The sequence below is a fragment of the Gordonia sp. NPDC058843 genome, assembly GCF_042743165.1.
Lineage (GTDB): Bacteria > Actinomycetota > Actinomycetes > Mycobacteriales > Mycobacteriaceae > Gordonia.
On the sequence record NZ_JBHYNC010000045.1, the window covers coordinates 1 to 19627 of the forward strand.

Below are 19627 nucleotides of genomic sequence, written 5' to 3' on the forward strand. Positions count from 1 at the left end.
AAACCCAGCCCACCCCCCCCACCACCCTCCAAAACTCCACCCCCCCCACAAGCCCCGCCCCGGGGGGGCCCCGCCCCCCCCTGGGCGGGCCCCGCCCCCCGACTCAATGTGACTCAGGGACGAAAGATCTTTGGCTGGCCGGCGTCACCGATCGGATCGCCGTACCCGCGACGGGTGAAATCATCGTCGCCGGGGTCGATCTGGGTGAGAGGAATCTCGTAGGTGAAGGGCTCCTGACTTTCAGTGGCACCACCGTGTACCTGGTGGATGCCGAAATCCGTGACGAACGGGCCCGTCGCCGCGGTCGCGACACCCGCTCCGAGACCGGCCAGTCCTGCTGCGAGCACAACGCCGGCGAGCAGACGAGTCGAGATTGTTGCCATGAGTGATGTTCTCCGTTCGGAGGAATGGGGCAGTCGCTGGTGCGACCCTTGCACCCCATCTGTTGCTACCGCACCGCAGAAAGGTTCCCAGGCACATCTTTTTGTTCGCTGACTCCCGCCGGGCCTACGGCGCTACGGCCCGTGGTCGGTCACTAATCTCGCGGCTCGGAGGCGGACGTCGTGCGAGCGATCCCTGACGTGCTTCGGGACAGGGTTGCTAGCTCCTCGAGACAGCGCAGGTGGCTGGCTATTTCCACGACCCATCCATCTCTGGCGTGCTGTGCGTCGCCGGTCGCGGCCGCTGGTTCCATGAGGCGTTGCTTCCATTCCGACACTTCGGACTTGACCCAGTCGGCGAGCTGATCGGGATGTGCACGACATATCTCGGCACCCGCAACCAGTGAACGCACTCGTTCGGAAATCGCAGCACCTTGCCCACGGTGGTAAGCGGCGGCACGGTCGTCGATGCGAATCACGCTGTCTTGGAAGGCAAACTGTTGACGCGTTGCTAAGCCCATCACAGCAGCATTGAACCAATCGATCAGTGTTCGTCCAGCCGCGCGGGCACGGAGTTTGTCGTTGTCGCGTGCGAGTCGATCAGCGATATCAGTGACTTGCGTCGTCGATCCAGTTAATCGCTCGAGGGAGCGGTTGAGCGTCTCGACCGTCGATTCAAGAGAGGCTATTCGCACTCGAGCCTGGTGCAGCTCTGCAAAGAGTGTCTGTTCGGCGGCAGGCGCGGGTCGCGGCGTGGGATCACCATGGTTCCTACGCACGAGTCTCTCCCTTTCCGCTTCTCAGAAGTCTGATCCGCAGCTAAACCGTACGCGGGACTTCTGACACCAATTGCACCACGAGGTCAAGACTGGAACAGTGTTTCCTTCCTCCACTCGGTGTGCCGACGTGCAAAGCTGCTTGGTGTGCCAAATGACCCGGTTGATCTCGCCGCGCATAGGAAGCGAGGGAGCACGCGTCTGCGCTCTGGCGAACTGTCGTGGCGTGAAGCGTTCGCTGCCGGAGCATCAGCCGAGGTACGCAGACTCCGGACCGATGAGGCGCTCGAAGTGTTCTTGGCGGGTTCCGGTCTTACTAGCCATCGGGTCATGTCGATTTATGCGATCGCCACGGACGCTCTCGTCGGCGATCTGTCTGGACTGCAGCGGGACCAGCTCATGACCGCCCTGGGCGGAATGGAAGACATCGAGCGGGATCGCCGACGGCCTCGATTGTTATGAGATGATCCGGCGTCGAACGTATGTTCTAGGTTGTGTACTCTTAGAGACGGCGGGGGCGTGACCGGGAGGGAAGCCTGGGACCGCATGCGCCCCCGCCGCTATCTATCCACACACGCGGCGTCACCCTTTGAATCTCCTGCGCTCAAGCGTCGACGAGAGGGTGGTCGGCGCGGGTGTGCGCATCCTCGCCGTCGGTGTGCACTCGTTCATCGCCGGTGTGCATGCTGCGGCACTCCTCCGCGAGATAGACCCATCGCCCGATCGTGGTCCGGTGGACACCAGCAATTCTCGCGGTCTCCTCCCTGGGAGCGCCGCGACGCTCGCGCACAAGAGCGCGAGCAACAGTACGCTCGTCGCCCCTCACCCGCCCTCTGCTGCAGACCAGCCTTGCAAGCTGGAGGTCGTCGTTGGTGACCTCATCAAGGTGGGTGTGCTCATGCCGAAAGTGACCTTCAGGTAGCGCGTCCACCGCGTTGGCCTGCGGCTGTGCATGCAATGCACGTTCCGACGAGTCTGGCAGTGCGTGCTGCGCCAGGTTCGACCCTTCCGCCTCATGCCGGCGATCACGGCCGGTGCCTGATGTGGACGCGGGCGCGTTGTGAGCCCCAGTCCATACGTGCATGACGAGCCCGTGGATGCTGGCGAGCAGCGCAAGGGGGGCGACAATTGCGATTGCTACAGCCATCAGTCCGTGCGTGACGCCTCGGTCGGTGGCGAGGAATGCGTGGCCGGCATTACCGGCGACGCTAATGGTCGAGAAGATCGCGAGCATGGCGAAGTGATACCGCTTACCGGTGTCGTCGTGGCGTCTCGTCGCTACGTATACGCACCAGGTGGCTTGCAGGATGAACACGTCGATAACGACCGGCAGAAGCCAAGTCAGCCCGCCCGGAATGGCACCCGACATTCTGGCGAGATCAGCGAGGGCGCTAAAGCTCAAGGTGAACGAAGCCGAAACTACGATCAGGCTCAGGATGACGGCGGTGGCCACGCTGGCAGCGTTCGTCGCACCGTCGTCGCCGGTGCGGGCACGAGTAGGGTCTGGCATAGATCAACAGCTCCAATCTGTTGGTCGCTGGTCCTGGTGGTGCTCCAATCACCACCAGGACCCCTTATGACGTGGCCTCCCTTCGCCGCGGAGAGCGACGACGCCGAGTCATGGTGTTGTGCAGTTGTGCCACTACAATGTCAGTGCCGCGGGCGACCTGGTTTTGCTTGTGTCGATGCGGTGCTTTCGGCACGCACAGCGTCAATTACCTGCTCCGGTGACATCTCGTTCATGAGCTTCCGGACCGCATACCTGGCAATGGCACTGCGCGAGTCGATCCGGGGTTTGGAGCGCCGGCCGGTGATACAAACCTCTTCGAGCCAGTCGTCGGTTGTCTCATCGAAATAGATCGTGCTCGGGCCGACGGTGCGTCCCGCGTTTGCGGTCGACGCACGCGGCGGAGTCGTTGTCGCGGACGACACCAAGTGCTTGTTTTCAGGTGCAGGAGCAGGGGTCGGGGTCGGGGTCGGGGTCGGGGTCGGGGCGCTAGGAATGGTGTCAGGCGGCTCCGGTGCGGGCGCCGGAGCTGAGGTCTGCGGGGTGACAGTAGGCGCCGTGTGCCGCGGCGGCGGCATCGTACGTGCCCGCGCGCGCTTTTGTCGGGTCTGGGCCATCTCGTCGAGTCCACTCATCGGACGTACTCCTGGACGAACTTCGCGGTTCTTTCATACGCCTCTGCCACCGGTTGCAGCGCCTTTGCTGGCGGATTCTCGGAGGTGATCGCGATCCTCTTGGTGCGCCGCTCAACTGCAACCGCTCGAGGGATCGGAGGGCCCACCTGGACTGGGGTGTCTTTTACTGCTCCCGCTAGCCTTTTGAGCTCTGCCTCAGGTGGCACAGGCGGGATCATCGTCGGTGAGATGATGAGCGGATAGTCGGGCATGTCGTTGATCAGCTCTTCTGTAGCCGTAAGGTCCAAGTTTCGGAGCGGAGTCGGGACGATGACTGCGTGAGCAACGCTGAGTGCGCCAGCCGCAGCTGGGGAGATCCCCGGGTGGGTATCGACGATCACCCACTCGGTGTCCCACTCCCCCGCCCACCGTTCAAGAGCGTCGGCTACGACATCATGCTGCGGCATCTGGTCATAGAGGTCTGGATGACCTGGAACCAGGCGTGGTTTTCCGTGCCCCTTCAAGGGGCGCGGTGTGCGTCCGCTTTGAAGTGCATCCAGAATGGGGATTCGCAACCGATCCAGTGGCCGGTATCCCCACTTACCAGTGACGCCCCCGCCGTCGTGTTCGAAGTCGACGAGGACTGCATCGAGCAGGTGCGCCAGTTCGTATGCTCCCGTGCTCTTACCAACGCCACCCTTTCGAGAGTGGTGCACGACGATCTTTGCCATTATGGCCCTCCATCGTTCAAACATTGTAACGGTGTAACGCTGGCCGGGTGTGACGGTGCAATCACACGATTTAAACGTTGTACGTCTGTACAGACCTAACGTTTTAGATGCGTAAGGCTGTAACGTTGGGCAGTTCGAACACTAAAGCGTCACAACGCCAGAACGTTTGACCGTTGTCACGTCAGAACCCGACAACGTTGCAGCGTTACCACGTTGCCAGGTTGTAACTCTAGAACGTTGTCACGTTAGAACGTTACCACGTTTCGCATCTCAAAAGCCACAACGGCACCACTCTACAACGTTCCACCTTTGTGGCGATGCAGCCCTGAAACCGTTAAACGGGAGAACGGCACAACCGTAAACAGCCTTAACGTTGTACCGTTACAACGTTTCGGCGCCAGCCTGGAGCGGATGTTCTGCCTTTGTAGCTGTATAACGGCACCTCGTTGCTACGAGGGCCGTGCCAGTCCCACCCTCTATCTAGCTAGGACCCGCGGATTGTGTCCGCCCGCCGTGCCCACGGCGCGGCGGCTGGAGAAAAGCATCACTCAGAGACGCATGCAGCGGACTCGCGCCGGCTCCATGCGCATCGGCGTGGGTCAGTCTCGCCCGCATCACTGCTAGCCCGCGCCGACTCCTTACCTGCTCAGAGCGCGTCTCGGCGTGCCAACAGCGGCGCTCCGCCACCACCCGCGCGTGGATCTGTCGTGCGCGATCTGTCGCACCGCAGGCTTCGGCCGCCGCGTCTAGCTCCCGTACGTCCTGGGCAAGCCAGGTGGTTCCGCGGCCTGCCCCGACCCGCTTGACTAGCCCGAGGGCCTCCAGGGTTCGGAGAGCGCGCACGACGCCGTGGCTCGAGTCTCCACGGGGGAGACCGAGGGTTGCCGCAAGCCACGCGCTGGGCTGTGGGCGGTCCCGGTGGGCCAGCAGCGTGTAAACGGTGCGGACAAGGTGGCCACACTGACCCCATAGGGGGTGGCGGAGGAGGGCGGTGGAGACGGGGCTTGTGACGTCATGGGCACCTTTCCCCCGGTATATCGCAGGTGGGACAGCGAGGGTGTAAAGGTTTGCGTGGCGAGGATTGGCCGCTGGCCACTGTTCGACAAGCTGAAGGACGTTGCGTCTCCGCAATTCATGGAGGACACGAGCTGCCGTTCCGTCGCTGAAGTGCATGAGCATGCTCAGGTCGCGACGGGCAATCGGTCGTGCGTGAATCCCGTGGCCTGAGGCGAACCGCTCGGAAACTAGGACTGCAACCGTGGCCGCTAAGTCGGTATCGGGCCAGTGAGAGACCTCGAACAGAACCGCATCGATGACAGCCTGTTCCTCATCAGGGATGGCTGGCTTGTGTGCGCGAGCGCGGCGGACAACCGACAACCAGTGCCCTGCGCAGTGGTCCCACCTCATCGGACCACGGCCTCCCCGTTGCTGATGTGCACGGAGGTCGCGGTCGCGGAACTTTGCAAAGCAGGGCAAACGCTCATACCACCAGCGTGCGGCGGCAAAAGACCGTACGCCGTGCCGCCAGAGGCGCCAAGCTCCGTCGGTAGCAGCGAGCGAGCGATCTAGCGCGGTGCTGTTGTTGAGAACTCGCCAGTCCTCGGCACTGAGGCGTGTACGTGCCCGCCACGCACGGGGAGATTCATACTGCAATCCGTGGCCAAGATCGCTTGAGAGGTCCGGGGTCGGCGCGAACGAACCAAGCCCGCTCGTCGATTCGCGCCTGGTGTCAGTTGCGCAGGTGGGGGAGGGGACTACCTCAAGGGCTTCAGTGGCGCGGGCAGTGGCGGCGAGGGCGCTGATCGGTCGCATCGTGTCCGCGTCGATGACTGAGCAGGGCGCAAGTCCCTTCAGCGAGCAACTTCCGGGAAGCCGGATTGGCTTACGGCCGCGAATGTCAGCGGCGGCAGTGGTCGGCAACGCCGGCCGGTGAAAGTTCATCTGTTGCTCGATGACCGAGACCAGCACGTTGCGTGCCGCGGCAGTCGGGCATGCAATCGCCACGTGCAGGCAGTTAGGTCTGCCGGACGTTGCGAGGTGCGCTACCGCTGCTCCGACGTCTTCCGTCGTGTCGCGAATGGCCGGCCACAGCACATCTGCGCACTCGTCGATGTCGATCACGAGGAGATCGGGGCGTAACGGGGCGACGACGGCCCATACGGCGCGCCCTGCACCTGCACGTTCGGCTTCCGCCATTAGTTCGCTGGCGTCGCCCGAACCGACCTTGACCGGGTCGTTGACGCGACCGGTAGGTGCCAATGCGTACGCGACCGTGCCGGGTGCCAGCAGCAGTCGGTAGAGGTCGGACCAGCGCGACTCAGCAGTGATCGAGTCGTGATCCGACACGCGTTCATCAGAACTAGCATCACCAAATGGGTGCGCGCTATCCTGAGACCTGTCCACCAAGACAGTCCCTTCGGGGTCACTGAGTGCGAGATTCCCGGCTCACACTCACAAACTTTGCGAACGCCCTCGGTTCCCGCCGAGGGCGTTCGTCATTTAATTAGCGATCAAGCACTCTCTTGAAAAGCCAAAACCTCCTGATTAAGCGGCGTAGGCACGAGATCTGGACGACCAGCCTTCTCTGCGATCGCTGCCGCGACCCAGTCCGACAGAGACACACCAGCACCTCGTGCAGAACTCCGTGCCAGCTCTTTGATCTCCGGGCGCTGACGCATGTTCATGTGCTCTGTGTGGGTCTTCACTCGTGGGTCTGGCATCGCCGCACCTTCCTCTCCTGCGGAGAAGCCTCCACAGACACCACTACTGTGCGTTACAAGCAGCGAGAATTGGGGGAACGACACGCGGGGACCGCAGACTGGCCGAAAGTATCACGACACTACGGGTTACTTACGGTCTAGCAAACAGGCGGCCTTAGGACGGAGGGCCGGGCTCAACTGGTCCTCCCGTTCGACTCCGCCGCAACCCAAGGCCGCCGTCACGTGCGCGCGTCGACGAACTCAGCAAAGCGGTTCTCATACCGCTCGACGTCCTCGGCCTGAGGAGTGTCGTAGCCGGCGAGCCAACGTAAGTATCGAAGGTCGTCTTGATCTTCGGCGGTCTCAGCATTCGACGGCGGGGACCGAAGGTGGTCGTCCAAGACGAGGATCAAGTCGGTCAGTGAGTTGTTGTGACGCGCCACCTCGGCCTGCCTGACGATCCAAGCCCGGGTAAGTCTGTCGATAGCATGCCGAAGGGTCGTCACAGCGGCCGCCTGCTCCACAGGAAGTCCTGGCAGATCATCTAACGCCCGAGCCTTACGTGTCAGATCAGCTAGAGCGTCGGTGCGGACGAGCACCCCGTGATCGACGGCTGTAATCGGCCGTTCCAATCGCACCGGCACATCGTGTGACTGTTGAACCTCGCGCGACTCAACGAGCGGTTCCGGGTCCCCACCTTCGAACGCGCGGTTCGCACTCCCGGGTGTCCATCTCAGCGCTTTGTCGAGTTTGGCGAGGGTGACGAAATCGGGCCTTGGTGTGGACCCCCGCTCTATTCGTCGCAAAGTCGCGTCGGTGGGCCCGCCCGCGAGCCGGACGTCGGTTTGCGACATTCCCAGCTCTTGACGACGCCTTTGTACAAGGCGTCCGAAACGCGATGCATCGGCCACACGTCGAACTTTAGGTGTCCGAGGCCTCCTAATAGGGCACCAGTCTGCACATGAGGGTTACATGCGGCCTATCTGCGGTGTATCTTCGGTTTATGCCGCTCGAGACAACCACAAGTATGCAATAAGTAGACCGCATCTACGCGGATCAAGGGGTTCGAGCGACACCCACATCGTGGCCTTTGAGACACGGGGCATCGCGTCGAAGGCGAGACAGAGTTCCGTACCCAGAGTTGGTTGGAGGAGCACAGAATGACGGGTCCACCGGGGAACTTCCCGCTCATGAACCCCGGAGAGGGACGGTCAGATTGCCGTCGAACAGTCCCTCTCCGGAGTCGAGGTAGGCAACTCGCTGCGAGCGCGAATGATTTGCCGTCGAACGGCTCGCGCAGTTGCCAGAGGTCCAGCTCCCTGTCTTGCGATGGAGGACTGGCCCGGTGACCAGTCTAGAGATGCAGCGTCCTGCCCAGAGGGGTGGGCGGGACGACATGTGGCGCACGATGCGGGCGTTAACCATCATGGCGGCGACGGTCGTTATGGCCCTGGCCGGCGCCGGGGTCGGGCAGGTGTCGGCGACTCCGGCGCAGCCGACGGGCTGCCCGGGTCTGATGGTGTACGCGGTGCAGGGCACCGGCCAGTCGTCGCCGGACGCCGATCCGTCGAAGGATGCGGGCTTCCTGTCCCAGGTACTTCACCCGGCGATCACGGCCGCACGCGGGGATATGGATCGCGCATATGTTCCCTACGACGCAGGTTTCGGTGGTGCTGTAGCCGGCGGAAACGTCCCGTACGAGCAGTCCGTTCAGGGCGCTGTCGCCAAGACACTGTCCTGGATCAAGGACAAAGCAGCCGCGTGCCCGGCCACGAAGTTCGGTCTGGTCGGCTACTCCCAGGGTGCTCACGTCACCCGAATCGTGTTGAACGACATCGTCGGTGGCAAAGCAGCGATCGGCCCCGACAAACTGGCTCTGCTGGCCAACCTCGGCGATCCCGGCCGCCCCGAGGGCGCTTCGCTGTTCCCCGGTAAGCCGGGACAGACCTCTCCCGACCCGGTGCCAGGAACCAGCGGCGCGAACGTGTCCAAGGTCGTGGCGGTGTCGACAACCAACGCACCGGGCGGCGGTATCGCCCCGGTCGGCGACGTCGAGGACACGTCGTACCAGGCCATCGCAGGGCGCTATCTGTCCGCGTGCACGCCCGGCGATCTCGCATGTGATGCCCCGGCGAATGCTCCGTTGGCGCGGTTGGTCACCAACATCGCCGGCCAGTCGGAACTCAACCCGGACGACCCGATCGGGTCGTTGTCGACGATCGCCGAGGCGCTGGCACTGACCGCAGTGAAGACCGCGGTGCCGGTGGTCAATGAAGATGTCCAGGCCTCGGAGAACAACCTCGAGTCCCTGAGTTATCAGCCGCGACAGACGTTGTCCGAGCGGTTGGCCGTGGCCTCGGACCCTCGTACGCCGTTGCCGAGTGTGCAGGACGCGCTGTCGGCGGTCATCAAGGTGGGCACGATCGGGTTCAACGCGGTGAAGACCGTTGTGCAGACGGTCGCTACTCCGGGCACCATCGCTGCAATCGCTACTGCGGGGGCTGCGAATCCGCTGGCCATCGTCGGCATTCTGGGTGCGAAGCTGGGCCAAGCCGCGGTGACCCTGGTGCCACCGGCAACCCAGGAACGTCTTGTCTCTGAGGCGTTTACCGCGTTCAAGTCCGAGTTCCAAGCGAACTCCGACCTGTTCAAGGTGTCCTCGCTGTTGAAGTACTGGGATGCTGCCAAGCAGCACGCCTCGTACTCGGAGGTATCGGCGACACCGACAGGCCAGCCCCCCACGAAGCTGATCGGGGACTGGATCGTCGCGGCCGCACGCGACATCGCCGGCAAGGACGGCGGGTCGTCGAACTCGTCCGATAGCGGCAGCGGCGGCGATGACTTCTCATGGCTGTTCGGCGAGGGGTCCGCTGGTTCGTCGACGCTTCCATCGTTGACCACGACGTCGTTGCCGCCGAGCGCTGCGACGTCGGAACCGGCGTATCCGTGGGAGCTCGACACCTCGTCACCATCAGCTCCGTCCGAGACAGTTCCCTCGGGGACCTCACCGGTCCCGCAATCCACACCTCCCGGCGACGCGTCCGGCCTGCCGCCGTTCCTCAGCGGGGCCTCGCAATGAGTCTAATCGTCCTCTCGGCCAACCCTTCCCGCGTGTGCGGGCTCGGGTTGTGCCGCGCTTGTGGTGGTGGTCGAACCACCACCTCCAGCTAGACCCTTTCTCTTCCACTAGCGCACTCAGCGAATCACTCCGGAAGGAGCGAGTACATGTTCAGTAACAGTGCAATCCAGCCCCCGTTCGGGGGACATGCCTCTCACAACCCTGGTCATCCGGGCTGCCCCGTCCGCCCGCAGGGTGGTGAGCCGGTGTGGTTGAGTCCCGTCGATCTGGTCACCGCAGTTACCGACCCGGCCACCTCGGTGATCCTGACTGATGAGAACGGCTGCGCGTCGACTCGATGGGGGATGGGCAACGGCCACAGCATCACGCGGCTCAAAGAGGCTTACGACGAGCGTGCGCGGTGCGTACTGCCCGGTGACCGCGGTTACCGTCTCGACGCGAACAGCGTTGTGCTGGTGGTCAGTTCGAACGGCTCATTGCCGGAAGAACTTCTGGTCGGCGCCACCTACCGTGACGTGTTCGACAACACGTTGCACACCATCGACCCGTTCTCGCTGACCGCGGCCCGCCGCGGTGTATTCGGCGACGAACACCCACTGCACTGGCACCTGGCCGAGTGCGATCGCTGGACCCGCGCATACCGCCACGGGGGCGAGGTGAAGTTCGGATGAGCACCGGTTGGCAGAACGATCCGAGTGTGCAGACCTGGCTGCACACCGCCGAACCTCACCCGGACCACCCCGCCGAGTGGAACGACGAGTCGACGCCTGCTGAACAGGACATCACCGCACCCATCGACGACGTCGACAATCTCGACGACGACCACTACAGCTACGCCCCTCGCGAAGAGACCCCGGTCGTCGAGTTTGAGGACATCGAGGAAGACCCCTACGTCGGAAACGTCTATCCCACACCGGCGGTCGCTCGCAGCACGCCACCTCCGACGGCTCCGGCACGAGGCCAACGTCGGTGGTTGCTGATCGTGGGCGCCTCGGTGGGCGTGATCGTCGTAGCGGTGCTGGTGATCGTGTTCTCGATCAAAGCGGTCGTTGGCGGCGGGGGAGGCGACGGCATCACCGATCCGGTCGCCGCGATGGACACCCCGGACCCGTTCTCCGATGCAGTGGAATGCCCCTCGACCAGTGAGGGAGCCACCACCACCGGCCGCGACCCAGGCGACCTCACATCCGGGCCGAACGTGATTAAGGCGTTCAACTACGCCTACTTCCACTGGCGTTCCGGGCCAGCCGCGCGAGCACTGACCTCGTCCACCGTCGAGGGCATCGGCAGCGCCGTCGATTTGCAGTCGAGCATCGACACGCTCAATCCCCAAGCGCGGTACTGCCTCTCCATCGACGAGACCGGCGCCAACACCTACCGCGTCGAGGTCACGTTGATCCTGCCCGACGGCACCCGCGACCCCGACCCCGACGTCCAGAACATCACGACCACCCAGATCGGCGAACGCACCTACATCGCCTCCGTCACACGAAACAAGAAATAGAAAGGTCACCCACCACTCATGCACACCCACACCAGCACCACAGGCGCCGAGCGTCTGTGCTTCGACACCCCACCGCGACGCTCCCGCGCCCAGCGGCGACGCAGCGGCGCCCCGACCACTCCGCGGTTCGTCGGCGCACTCCTAACCGCCCTCATGGTGGGCGGATCATTCAGTGCCACACTGCTCGTCGACAACCCGGCCATGGCCTATGAGCAGGGTGGCGTCGATGAAGGCGGCACCGACGACGGATTCGAGCAGGGCGGCGTCGGCGAGGGAGAGGACACGGCCCCGCCGGTCGAACCGCAGCAGCCCCAGAGCCCGCCGCCGAGCTACAACTACAACCCCGGGCCCGGGTTCGTCCCGGCACCACCGCGGGAAGCGCCGTACCAGCCGTATGTCGCGCCGACCGACAACGAGCCGACCTATGAACGGGCCTACAACCCGGCACCGCCGCGGGCCTACACCCTGCCCCGCCCGACAGCGCCGGTCCGCCCGATCGCACCGCCGCCGGAGATGCTGCGCGTGGGCAACTTCGTCATGCCCGTTGAGGATGTGAAAAAGCACGGGGTCAACCAGGCACAGATCGACTCGGTCAACGAGTGGAGCGCCTACGGCGAAGCCAAGATCGCCCAGGGCCTCATCTCGATCGGTGTGCCCAAGGACGAAGCGTCCCGCCAGGCCGCGGCCACCATCATCGGTGTGGCGCTCGGCGGCACCGCAGGTGCGGTCGCCCTCGGTGTGCCCGCCGCGGTGACCGGCGGTGTCGGTGGTGCGCTGATCGGTACCGGGGTCGGAGCGGCCATCGGCTCGGCGATGGTGGTGCCCTTCCCCGGCGCCAACACCGGCCCGGGCGCGGCAATTGGTGCGGCCGCAGGTGCGGCGATCGGTGCCGCGGCCCTGGGAATCCCCGCGGCGATCGTCGGCGGTGTGGCCGGCGGAACGGCCGGTGGACTCCTCGCACACGCCCTGGGCGCCGGAGATCCAGGTGCGAACCCGCGTCAGCCCGGGCTGCCCGGCCAGCCCGACCCGAACCGGCGCGTCCCGCAGCCGCCGCAGCCCGCGCCGCTGCCCAACCCCGGCGCCAACCAGTTCGAGCTGCATCTGCCCGCCGACCAGGCGACCAAGGCCGGCCTCCCGGCGGTGCACTACCAGGTCAACGTCGGTGGAGATGTCAACGCCGAGACCACCATCGGCGGACAGACCTACACCGCGAACTGGACCGCTGAGCAGGCCGAAGCCCCCTACAAGGCACTCGGCGGTGCCGCCGATCAGGTGCGCAAGACCGTCACCGACGCCGCGGTCGACCTCTCCCGGCAGGCCGAGAAGGCCGTCCCGGGTCTCAAGGTCACCTTCCCGCAGCTCACGCCGAAGGGGGCATAACAACGATGGCCGCGAGTGTGGAGACTGTGTCGGCGGCGCAGAACGCCGGAGCGATTCGGGGTGCGTCGATTCTGCCACCGAGCGCATCGGAGATGTTGGGGCGGCGCACGACCCGGTTACCGGCGCATCTAGTGGCGGCCGTGGGCTGTCACGGCGGTGCTGGTGTGTCCACGCTCGCGGCCCAGCTCGAGCATGTCGGCGATTCCGGCCAGTTGTGGCCCGGGCGCGCCGACGAGCCACCGTTCGCGGTACTCGTTGCGCGGGAATCGGCGCGCGGCCTGGCCGCGGCGTCGCTGGCCGCGCGCCAGTACGCGACGAACAATGCGCCAGCTCATGTGCAGTTGCTGGGTTTGGTGCTGGTAGCCGGGCGGAAGGGAAAGCCGACCGCCCGGCTCCGCCGGGATCGTGAATTGCTGGTCGGGTCGGGCCTTTTCGCGAACGTGTGGCACATCTCCTGGCACGACTTCCTCGTCGACACCCCGCTCAACGAGCTGCCCTCGACCGGCCCCGACCCGGCGCCGCCGGCGCGGCGGGCCGATCCACGCACCGTCGTCGCCCCGGACATCGCCGCCGTGGGCCAGGGCATGCGTGACGCCGCGGTCGCGGTGATGTCGGGCGACAACGGCACAACCCCATAACGGCACAACTCCACAACCCTCCACGCCTCACGAGAAGGAAGAGATCATGCTCCAGTCCACTCTGGCCTCGGCCACAGCCACCACCACCTACGTGGCGTTCAACCCCGTCCCGATCCCCGGTCTGTCGGACCGGCTCAACACCTTCGGCGGGTGGGCCACCTTCCTGGCCTACTTCGCCTGTGCGGTGGCGATCGTCGTCGGTGGCGGCTTCATCGCGTGGGACAAGATCACCGATCGCGGTGACAGCAAGGGCGTGAAGATCGCGATCGGCGCGATCGTCGGGACGATGGTGATCGCGACGGGCGCCACGATCCTGCAGGCCGCGGGCGGGCAGTGAGCCGTGCGGACCGAAAGCTACAGCGATGAACACCACCATGACAGTGGCCTACGCGAAACTGCCCCCCGAGGTGATGAGCAACATCACCCTGATCGGCGGCTGGTTCGTGTTCGTAGCCAACATGCTCGCACTGCTACACCTGGTCTTCCTGGGTGCCTCGATCGCCTTCGACAAGGTGCGCGAGCATCCTTTCTCCCAGATCCCCGCAGGGGAGTGGTTCACCAAGATCATCTTCGGGGTGTGGGTGGTCGCGATTGCCGGCAACATCGCGGCGGCGGTGCTGGTGTTCGGCTGATCACCACACCGATTACCCTCCTCGGCCTGGTGTGCACGGTGATCGTGCTGCTGGCCGGGTGCGGCTCCGACCCTGACACCGCCACACCGTCGACGCCGCAACAGATTCCGCTGACCGCGCCACCGACCGATCTGCGGTGGGTGGAGTTCAACGGAATGCGCCTTCCCCAAGCCGCCGAAGGCCCCCGCGAGATGTCCGATGTCATCGCCCCGGAAGGGTTCGACCGCACCCCTCCGGGCGCTGGGTTGGCCGCGGTCAATGCCATCGTGCGTCTGTCGGTCGCGCTCGATGACCAATGGCCCCAGGTCGTCCGTGAACTCCTCGCACCGGGACAAGCGCGAGATGACTTCATCACCAACCGCATTCAGCTGTCGACCACGTCCGGCGTGCCAGCGGGTCAGGCCCCACAGGTGCACGGCTGGAAACTCACCGCGTTCACCCCCGACAAGGCGGCCGTCGACATCTACACCCGGATGCCGGACGGGTCGATGACGGTCAACCACACCACGGTCGTGTGGGCGCCGGCGTTCGGTGACTGGCGACTGCTGCTGCCCGACGCGGCGGCGGGTGCCTCACCGGTGGACGCGATCTCGGCCACGCCGACCGACATGGTCGCACTAACAGGAGCGTAACCCCATGAGCACCCCCGATCCTCGCGACGACGACCTCGGCCGACTCGCGGCGCTACACTCACTGCGCCAGTCCGGCGGCTACAAAGGCACCACGCTGGTGCTGTCGCTGCTGGTGTTGACCATGATCATCGGCGCGGCCGTGCTGGTCGCCATCCGCGGCGACGGTGACGATTTGTCGACACCGCCGCCGCAGGTCACCGCCACGGACACACCGACGTCGCTGCCGCCGCAAACCCCTGTGACCCGGCTGCCCGACGACGCGTTCGGGGTGCCCACCACCGATACCCGCGGCCGCCGGGTGGAAACCCCGACCAACCCGCTCGGCCAGGTCCTCCCACAGACCACCGACCCCTCCGACACCGCTGACCCTGAGGCCGTGCTCCCACCGCCGAAGGGATTGATGTGGCAGCGCGTGTACGGCGCGACCATCCCGTTCTCCACCTCTGACGGTCCGACCGCGATCAGCACAGACGGGGTACCCACCGGGTTCGCCCACACCCCGCAGGGCGCGGCCCTGGCCGCCTGGCAGATCGGCCAGCGCGCCACCTGGACACCCGATGACCAGAACGTCGCCCTGCTCGATCGCGCGGCCGTGGTTTCCGAGGCCGCCCGTCCCGAGGCCGACAATCTCCGCACCAACGGCGCGCAGGTCTATGCCGGTAACCCAGAGCTGCCCCCGCAGATGCGGGATGTGCCGGTCGCGGTCCGCGTCACCACCTACTCCACCGACTTCGCCCACGTCGAGTTCGCCCAACCTCTCAACCGAGACGACGGCTTCACCGCCATCTCGGTCGGCGTCGACATGGTCTGGCGCGACGGCCAGTGGAAATGGGTGGTCCCCGAACCCGGCAACGAACCGAGCCGCCTGCTCATCTCGACCACCGGAGATGGGTGGACCCCATGGTGAACCACCGCAACGACTCCCATACTCGGCGAACGCGCCGCATCCGCCGACGCCTGCGCGCTCACCTGACCGGCCGAGGCACCCACGCCGCGGTCGTGGTGGCGCTGATCGCCGCGACGGTGTCGTCGTGGGCCGGTGCGGGCACGGCGGCAGCGAACCCGCTGTGCGACGTCGCGGGCCCGTTGAGCCGCGCCGTATGTGACGCCGCGGGCAACGCGGCCAGCAATGTGGCCGGCAGTGTGGTCGGCGGGACGTTCGAGAAGATCGTCAACTCGTTGCTCGAGGGTTACCAGACGATCCTGACGTGGGCGATGGCGTGGTGGATCAAACTGCCGAACCCGCAGTTGGACAACAATTCCTCCCTCATGCAGGAAGTGCACGATCACACCCTGCAAATCCAGATCGTCGGTCTGACGTTCTCGCTGATGTTCTTCGGCCTGCGGATGATGATCGACCGCAAACGCTCCCTGGCCGATGACGCCGAAGAGGGATTTAAACTGATCTTCCGCTCGGCGATGGCCACCGCCGCGATCCCGCTGGCACTGACCGTGGGCGGTCGGATCGCCGACGGCATCTCCGACTGGCTGGTCAGCGAATCGGTGACCGCCGGCGGCGGCAACGGCGACACCATCAAGAACTTCCTCAAACTCAACCTGCTGACCAATTCCGCGTTGGGTACCACCGCTATCGGCATCTTCGCGCTCGTCGGGTTTCTGGGCGCCTTTTTGCAGTTGGCGTTGCTGGTGGTGCGCGAGGCGATGCTGCTGCTGGTCGTCGCCGCGCTACCGGTGTCCGCCGCATTCTCCGGCACCGGACCCGGTTCGCAGAGCTACCAGCGCCTCGTCGCGTGGTCGGTGGCGTTCTTGCTGTTCAAACCCGTTGGCGCGCTGACCTACTTCGTGGCGTTTCGCGCCGGAGCCTCCAAAGACAACGCCCAACAGGTGGTCCTGGGCATGGTGCTGATGATGCTGTGCGCGTTCGTGTTACCCGCGCTCATGCGCCTTATTGCACCCGCGGTGGCAAGCATGGGCGGCGGCGGATCAGGTGCTGCAGCGGCCGGCGCGGCCATCGGTGCAGGTGTCGCGGCGGGCAAGGTCGCGGCCGCGGCCGCCTCGGGCGGGGCGACCGCCGGGGCCAGCGGCGGCGCGAGCGGGGGCGGCATGTCCTCGATCGCGGGTCGCGGCGGCGGCGGACCCTCGGGCGGCATCTCCACAGCGTCGGCACCCTCACCACCACCGCCCTCGGGTGGCGGCGGGCCCGGCGCCCAACCCGCCCTCTCCGGTGGCCAGAGCGGCCAGGCCAGCTCAGGCGGCGGGGGAGGCGGCGGCGGTCCCACCTCCGGGCTGGGCGATGCGATGGGTTCGGCCGGCGGGCTGGCCGGGGCAGCAATGCAAACCGTCAGCGACAGCGTCGAATCCGAAGTCGAAGCCACCACCAGTGCCGACCCGTCACTGAGCAGCCCACCGCCGATGCGTTCGGGCTGGAACGAACACGCCATGGCGCACTAGCCGCCACCGACCCATCTTCTCTGACTGTCGAAAGAGGTTGTCATGACCGATAAAGCCGGCACCCGCCGACTGCTGTACCGCCCTGCGGCGGCGTTCCGGTCCTCCGGCGCTTTCGGGTTCACCATGTTCTCGACGATGGTGCTGCTCGGGTTCCTGTTCATCGCCGTCGTCGGCCTGATGCTGCCATTGCCTGGGGTCATCAAGTTCTTCGGGCTGCCGTTCACGCTGGCTGTGCTGTTTGTGCCGCTGGTGGTGTCGCTGCGGGGCCGCTCGGCGTGGGAGCTGGGCATGGGTGCACGGTCGGTGTCGAAGTCGCGCCGTGCCGGTGAGACCCTGGTGCGGTCCGGGCCGTTCACGATGATCCCCGACGGCACCCCGCCACCGGGACCGCTGGCCACCGCTGAGACGTTCAACTTCTCACCCGGCGACGGGTCGGCACCGTTCGGCCTGATCAAGTTGTCGTCGAAGAACTTCTACACCCTGGTCTTGCGGACCTGGCCCCAGGGCGGGGAGTGGAATGACCAGCCCGTGCGGGACCGCTGGGTCGCCCGCCTCGGCGACATGCTCACCTTCCTCGGGCAATCACCGGACTTCGTGGCCGCCACGGTCACCATGGAAACCCTGCCCGAGTCGGGGATGCGGGCCTCCAGCATCGTGCGGTCGCGGCTCAAGGACACTGCACCAGCGTTGGCCCGCAAGATCATCATCGAAGCCACTGAAGCGGTACCGACCGCCGAAGTGCGCCTAGAAGCCCGGATCGGATTGACCTGGCGCGCGGACACCATGCACCGCAAACGCGACGCCACCGACATGGGCAACGAGCTCGCGCGACGACTCGGGCGGATTCGGGACTATTGCCACGCCGCCGGTCTGCGGGTACGGCCGATGCTCGAACGCGAGATCTGCGCGATCGCTCGCCGCAGTTTCTCCCCGGCCGACGAGCTCGACCTCGAGATCGGTCTGATGAGCGGTGAGCCGATGCGCCTGCGGTGGGAAGACTGCGGACCGACCTCAGCTTCAGACCAGCACGGCCGCCTGCTTCACGATGCGGCGCAGTCGATGTCGTGGACGATGCGCAACGAACCCGAGGCGCCGTTCGACTCCAACGTGCTCGCCGATCTGCTGTCCCCGAACAGCGACGTACCGCGCAAACGCGTCACCTTCGTCTACCAGCCCTACACCCCGGCCCAAGCCACCACCATCGTCAACAAGGACCACAACGATGCCCGCCAGGCCGTGCGCACCAACGTCGGCAAACTGCCCGAACGCGCGCTGGTGCGCCTGGACAGCGCCGAAGGTGCCCGTCAGGAACAGGCCCGCGGCGCAGGCGTGACCCGGGTGTCGATGATCGTGACCGCCACCTGCCCCATCGGCGCCGACACCCAGAAGATCGAAACCCTCGTCACCGATCTGGGCCTCTCGGCGGCCACCCCACTCGAACCTGCCCGCGACGAACAACTCGTCACCTTCTGCGCCGGACTGGGTTTCGGTGTCGTGCTCTCCGAAGAGAGCACCGTCTCCGACAAACTCGCCGCCTAATCCAGGACAGAAAGGACCACCCTGCGATGCCGACGCTGCCGGCCCTGACCTCGCTGCTCCAGCGCTCCCGCGCCCGCCTATCTTCCTCGGCGGCATCCCTGCCCCAGATCAACACCGTCCTGTCGATCACCGAACACCGCTCGGCCGGTGGCCACGACTACGGCCTGATCCGGGCCCACGCCACCGGCCACTACACGGTGATCCTCGCCGCGACCGGCGCGACACTGCGCGATTGGCAACAACTGTGCGACTACACCCGCATCGACTTCGGCGCCGACGCCTGGGATGTCGTCGCGGTCACCGCAGTCGCCGACACCTTCCCCCGCACCGACACCGCCCACCGGCAGTGGATGGTCCCCGAGGGCCATCACCACCTCGACGTCGCTGACCTCGCCACCGACACCTATCTCGCGGTGACCTTCGTCGCGGCCACCTCGGCAATGAAGACCACTCCCGACGAGATGGCCGTGGAGGTGGGCCGGCGCCTGCACACTCTGATCGGGTCCCTGCACGCCGCCGGGTTGGACAGCACGCCGCTGACCGCAGCGCAGGTCGCCGCGGTCGGGGTGCGGGCCTACCGCGGCGGCCTGGTCGAGGACACCTCGCCTACATTCGCCGACATCGCGCCGGACTCGACACCGCACCGGGTGCGCGATGTGTTCTGCCACAACGACCTGCTCTCGGCGACGTGGGTGATCGCCCCACACGTGTTGGAACCGCCACACGCGATGGGTTCGGTACTGGCCCAGCTCCTCGAGCGTGACCCGACCACTCCGCGCACCCGGCTGGCGATCACCTGGCGGGCGACGTGCATCGCCGACACCATTCACCCCGATGACCCGGTTCGGCTCACCTTCGAGCCCGTGCTGCAGCGCTTCGGCGCCACGCTGACGATCACCGAGCCGCGTCCCCGCACGCCGTCGGTGGACGCCCTACGAAACCGGTTGCCGCTGTTCGCCCGCCTCGGCGTGCGCAGCGGCTATGACCGCCACGCCGAACTGTTCGCCGCCGGAATCGGGCTGGGGGTGTTGCTGCCCGAACACGGCGACATCACCGACGAAGCCCTGCGCCACCGCCACCGCTAACCGATTGCGAGACGCCACC

Annotated in this window: 17 protein-coding genes; 12 read left to right on the forward strand and 5 right to left on the reverse strand. The window is 65.7% G+C overall.

Features of this window, described 5'->3' with window-relative positions; all coding sequences use genetic code 11:
• Positions 1–113: 113 nt before the first annotated feature.
• The 5 genes from ACFW3F_RS21400 to ACFW3F_RS21420 all read right to left on the reverse strand — a co-directional run bounded on the left by ACFW3F_RS21400 (position 114) and on the right by ACFW3F_RS21420 (position 7618).
• A complete protein-coding gene (locus ACFW3F_RS21400; RefSeq protein ID WP_388061001.1) occupies positions 114–383 on the reverse strand; it encodes a hypothetical protein in 270 nt (89 codons plus the stop codon).
• A gap of 152 nt (positions 384–535) precedes the next feature.
• The gene (locus ACFW3F_RS21405) at positions 536–1159 is read right to left on the reverse strand and encodes a hypothetical protein (RefSeq protein WP_388061003.1); all 624 of its coding nucleotides are present in this window, start codon (positions 1157–1159) and stop codon (positions 536–538) included.
• 601 nt (positions 1160–1760) lie between these two features.
• Positions 1761–2609: a DUF2637 domain-containing protein gene (locus ACFW3F_RS21410; RefSeq protein WP_388061005.1), complete on the reverse strand. Its 849-nt coding sequence runs from the start codon at positions 2607–2609 to the stop codon at positions 1761–1763.
• Between the two features lie 685 nt (positions 2610–3294).
• Positions 3295–4008, reverse strand: a complete 714-nt coding sequence (locus ACFW3F_RS21415; protein WP_388061007.1) for a ParA family protein — start codon at positions 4006–4008, stop codon at positions 3295–3297.
• A 2938-nt stretch (positions 4009–6946) separates the two neighbouring features.
• Positions 6947–7618 carry a multiprotein-bridging factor 1 family protein gene (locus ACFW3F_RS21420; protein WP_388061009.1) on the reverse strand — a complete coding sequence of 224 codons (672 nt, stop codon included), beginning with the start codon at positions 7616–7618 and terminating at the stop codon, positions 6947–6949.
• Between the two features lie 434 nt (positions 7619–8052).
• Between ACFW3F_RS21420 and ACFW3F_RS21425 the strand changes: the two genes are divergently transcribed.
• The 12 genes from ACFW3F_RS21425 to ACFW3F_RS21480 all read left to right on the forward strand — a co-directional run bounded on the left by ACFW3F_RS21425 (position 8053) and on the right by ACFW3F_RS21480 (position 19608).
• Positions 8053–9786, forward strand: coding sequence for a cutinase family protein (locus tag ACFW3F_RS21425; protein WP_388061011.1), 1734 nt, complete (start codon positions 8053–8055; stop codon positions 9784–9786).
• Positions 9787–9932: 146 nt separating this feature from the next.
• The gene (locus tag ACFW3F_RS21430; RefSeq protein ID WP_388061013.1) at positions 9933–10457 is read left to right on the forward strand and encodes a hypothetical protein; all 525 of its coding nucleotides are present in this window, start codon (positions 9933–9935) and stop codon (positions 10455–10457) included.
• Positions 10454–11290, forward strand: a complete 837-nt coding sequence (locus ACFW3F_RS21435; protein WP_388061014.1) for a hypothetical protein — start codon at positions 10454–10456, stop codon at positions 11288–11290. The genes ACFW3F_RS21430 and ACFW3F_RS21435 overlap by 4 nt, the downstream gene beginning before the upstream one ends.
• 18 nt (positions 11291–11308) lie before the next feature.
• Complete coding sequence (locus tag ACFW3F_RS21440) at positions 11309–12670, forward strand: hypothetical protein (protein ID WP_388061016.1); 1362 nt, start codon at positions 11309–11311, stop codon at positions 12668–12670.
• A gap of 164 nt (positions 12671–12834) precedes the next feature.
• Entirely contained in the window at positions 12835–13308 is a 474-nt protein-coding gene (locus ACFW3F_RS21445; RefSeq protein WP_388061018.1) for a hypothetical protein, read from the forward strand.
• Between the two features lie 46 nt (positions 13309–13354).
• Positions 13355–13645 carry a hypothetical protein gene (locus ACFW3F_RS21450; RefSeq protein ID WP_388061020.1) on the forward strand — a complete coding sequence of 97 codons (291 nt, stop codon included), beginning with the start codon at positions 13355–13357 and terminating at the stop codon, positions 13643–13645.
• A gap of 25 nt (positions 13646–13670) precedes the next feature.
• Positions 13671–13940, forward strand: coding sequence for a hypothetical protein (locus ACFW3F_RS21455; RefSeq protein WP_011161191.1), 270 nt, complete (start codon positions 13671–13673; stop codon positions 13938–13940).
• A gap of 29 nt (positions 13941–13969) precedes the next feature.
• Positions 13970–14572, forward strand: coding sequence for a hypothetical protein (locus ACFW3F_RS21460; RefSeq protein ID WP_388061022.1), 603 nt, complete (start codon positions 13970–13972; stop codon positions 14570–14572).
• Between the two features lie 4 nt (positions 14573–14576).
• Complete coding sequence (locus ACFW3F_RS21465; RefSeq protein WP_388061024.1) at positions 14577–15479, forward strand: hypothetical protein; 903 nt, start codon at positions 14577–14579, stop codon at positions 15477–15479.
• A complete protein-coding gene (locus ACFW3F_RS21470) occupies positions 15473–16984 on the forward strand; it encodes a hypothetical protein (RefSeq protein WP_388061026.1) in 1512 nt (503 codons plus the stop codon). Before ACFW3F_RS21465 ends, ACFW3F_RS21470 begins: the two co-directional genes overlap by 7 nt.
• Positions 16985–17026: 42 nt before the next feature.
• Positions 17027–18523: an SCO6880 family protein gene (locus tag ACFW3F_RS21475; RefSeq protein ID WP_388061028.1), complete on the forward strand. Its 1497-nt coding sequence runs from the start codon at positions 17027–17029 to the stop codon at positions 18521–18523.
• Between the two features lie 26 nt (positions 18524–18549).
• Positions 18550–19608, forward strand: a complete 1059-nt coding sequence (locus tag ACFW3F_RS21480; RefSeq protein ID WP_388061030.1) for a hypothetical protein — start codon at positions 18550–18552, stop codon at positions 19606–19608.
• Positions 19609–19627: the final 19 nt, after the last annotated feature.